Source organism: Dietzia sp. UBA5065 (genome assembly GCA_002415925.1).
GTDB lineage: Bacteria > Actinomycetota > Actinomycetes > Mycobacteriales > Mycobacteriaceae > Dietzia.
Window position 1 is genome coordinate 21,513 of sequence record DIAZ01000003.1, and the last position, 2,485, is coordinate 23,997.

A 2,485-nucleotide genomic window follows, 5' to 3' on the forward strand; every position below is an offset into this window, starting at 1 on the left:
CGCCGACCTGCGCCGCCCCCGCCGGCTTGCGCTGGCTCTTCGGCTTGCGGTGGCCGAAGGGTGCGGTCTCGGCGTCCGCGTCGGGCAGAGCCGCAGCACATCCCGCCGACATGTGCTGGCCCTCCGGCTTGCGCTGGCCGAATGCCGAAATCTCCGGGGCTGCGATGGCCGAATGGTCCATTCAAGCAGCGCATGCCGGAGGGCCAGCGCAGCCGGAGGGCCAGCACATGCCGGAGGGCAGGGCAGCCAGAGGGGCAGGGCATGCCGCCGGGCCAGCGCATGCCGCAGGGGCAGCGAAAGCGGCCGGGACCGGACGCCCCGGCGGTAATGTGACAGGTGTCATATCCGGCCTTCCGGATTTCCCCACGCAGGAAGGCGCCCATGGCCCACAGCGACGCCGCCGCCCCCCTCATGCCCGAGCTCGCCTGCTACGGACTCGCCGGGCACAGTGCATCGCCGGCCGACCTCGTCGTCGAAGCCGCACGGGCGGAGGAGCTCGGCCTCGGTTCCCTCCTCCTGTCCGAGCGCTTCGCCCTGAAGGACGCGGGCGTCATGGCCGGCGCCGCGGTCGCCTCGACCACCCGGATCGGCATCGGCACCGCCGCGACCAACCACAACACCCGGCATCCGCTGGTCACGGCCACCATGGCCGCGACGCTGCACCGGATGTCGGGCGGCCGGTACGCGTTCGGGCTGGGCCGCGGCATCCCCATCCTGTTCGACATCATGGGCCTGCCGCACGTCACCTCCGCGCAGCTCGAGGACGCCATCGGCATCTTCCGCACGCTGTGGCGGGGCGGCTCGGTGGTCGGCCACGACGGACCCGCCGGCCGCTACCCCTACCTCGTGCAGGACCCCACCTTCGACGAGGACATCCCGATCCTGCTCATGGCGATGGGCGACAACTCGCTGCGACTGGCCGGGCGGATCGCCGACGGCGTGGTGCTGCACACCTTCATGTCCGATGCCGCGGTCGAGCGCAGCGTGCGGCTGGTCCGCGAGTCCGCCGAGCGGGCCGGCCGCGATCCGGCGCGGGTGCGCGTCTGGTCGGTGATGGCCACCATCGAGGACTCGCTCGACGAGACCGCCCGGCTGCGCAAGCTCGTCGGGCGCCTGGCCACCTACCTCACCGGCTACGGCGACGTGCTGGTCCGGGTCAACGGCTGGGACCCGGCGGGGCTCGAGAGGTTCCGCGCGGACGAGCGCCTGTCCTCACATTCGGGCGCCCTCGACGCCACCGACGACCTCGACCTGCTGCGCCACGCCCGCGACGTGCTGCCCGACGAGTGGCTCGCCACCGCCGCGGTCGGCAGCGCCGAGCACTGCGCGGACCGCATCGACGGCCAACTCGCGGGCGGGGCCGACTCGGTCGTCCTCCACGGCGCGACCCCCGACGAGCTCGCCCCCGTGCTGGCCGCGTGGCGCGCGAGGCGGGACCCGCGTCGCTTCGCTCATCTCGATCCCAACCCCGGCAGGATCCACCCACGAGAGGACACCCCGTCATGACCGGCATCGACTCGAGCCCGGCAGTGGTCTGCACGCCCGAGGAGGTGACGGCCGAGTGGCTGTCGGCCGCGCTCGGCACCGAGGTGAGGTCGGCGCGGACCGAGGCCGTGGGCACCGGCCAGATCGGCTGCTGCGTGCTCGCGCACGTCGACGGCGACCAACTCCCGGAGACCCTCTTCGTCAAGCTGCCCAACCCCGACGAGGGCATGCGCCCGCTGCTGCACGGCGTGTACCGCAGCGAGGTGCTGTTCTACCGCGATCTGGCGCCCACGGTCGCCGTGCGCGTGCCGCGCTCCCGGTTCGCGGCGCTCGGGGAGCGGGAGGGCGAGTTCACCCTGATCCTGGACGACGTGACCCCGCTGGTCCAGGGAGACCAGCTCGCCGGGCTCACCGTGGACCAGGCCCGCGACTGCGCGGTCAACCTCGCCGGCCTGCACGGCCCGCGGTGGTGCGACGAGACGCTGCGGGGCATCGAGGGGCTGTCCGTCCCGACCGTCGAGGACAACGTCACGCTGCAGGAGCTCGGCGGGCCGGCGCTGGAGGCCTTCCTCGGCGAGCTCGGGGACCGGCTCGACGACGAGGAGCGGCAGACCCTCTCCGGAATCGCCGCTCTGATCGCCGACTGGGCCAACGGGCGCAGCGACCGGTTCGCCCTGCTCCATGCCGACTATCGCGCGGACAACATGCTCATCGACCCCGCCGGCGGCCTGCCGTCCCTGGCGTGCGACTGGCAGACCCTCACCGTGGGCCTGCCCGGGCGTGACCTCGGCGGCTTCCTCGGGTCGAGCCTGACGGTGGAGGATCGCCGGTCCGCGGAACGCGGGATCGTGGCCGACTATCACCGCGCACTCGTCGGGCACGGGGTGGCCGACTACCCGCTCGAGACCTGCTGGGACGACTACGTCTACGGCCTGCTCCAGACGCCGGTGGTGGGGATCTTCGGCTGGATGTACGGCACGCGGACGGCCCGGGGTGACGA

At 73.1% G+C, this 2,485-nt stretch carries 3 protein-coding genes; 2 read left to right on the forward strand and 1 reads right to left on the reverse strand.

Annotated features, from left to right (window positions below):
- Window positions 1–181: hypothetical protein (locus tag B4M60_RS00380; RefSeq protein WP_291079382.1), on the reverse strand; the 181-nt coding region annotated here is incomplete at its 3' end.
- 200 nt (window positions 182–381) lie between these two features.
- On the opposite strand from B4M60_RS00380, the gene B4M60_RS00385 reads away from it, so the two are divergent.
- Together B4M60_RS00385 and B4M60_RS00390 are read left to right on the forward strand one after the other, a co-directional pair.
- A complete protein-coding gene (locus B4M60_RS00385) occupies window positions 382–1,506 on the forward strand; it encodes a TIGR03857 family LLM class F420-dependent oxidoreductase (protein WP_291079383.1) in 1,125 nt (374 codons plus the stop codon).
- The coding region (locus tag B4M60_RS00390) for a phosphotransferase family protein (protein WP_291079384.1) at window positions 1,503–2,485 on the forward strand (983 nt) is incomplete at its 3' end. The genes B4M60_RS00385 and B4M60_RS00390, both read left to right, overlap by 4 nt.

Excerpts from the sequence above, each read along its gene's own strand:
- B4M60_RS00385 (WP_291079383.1), top strand. The coding sequence starts at position 382 with ATGGCCCACAGCGACGCCGCCGCCCCCCTCATGCCCGAGCTCGCCTGC.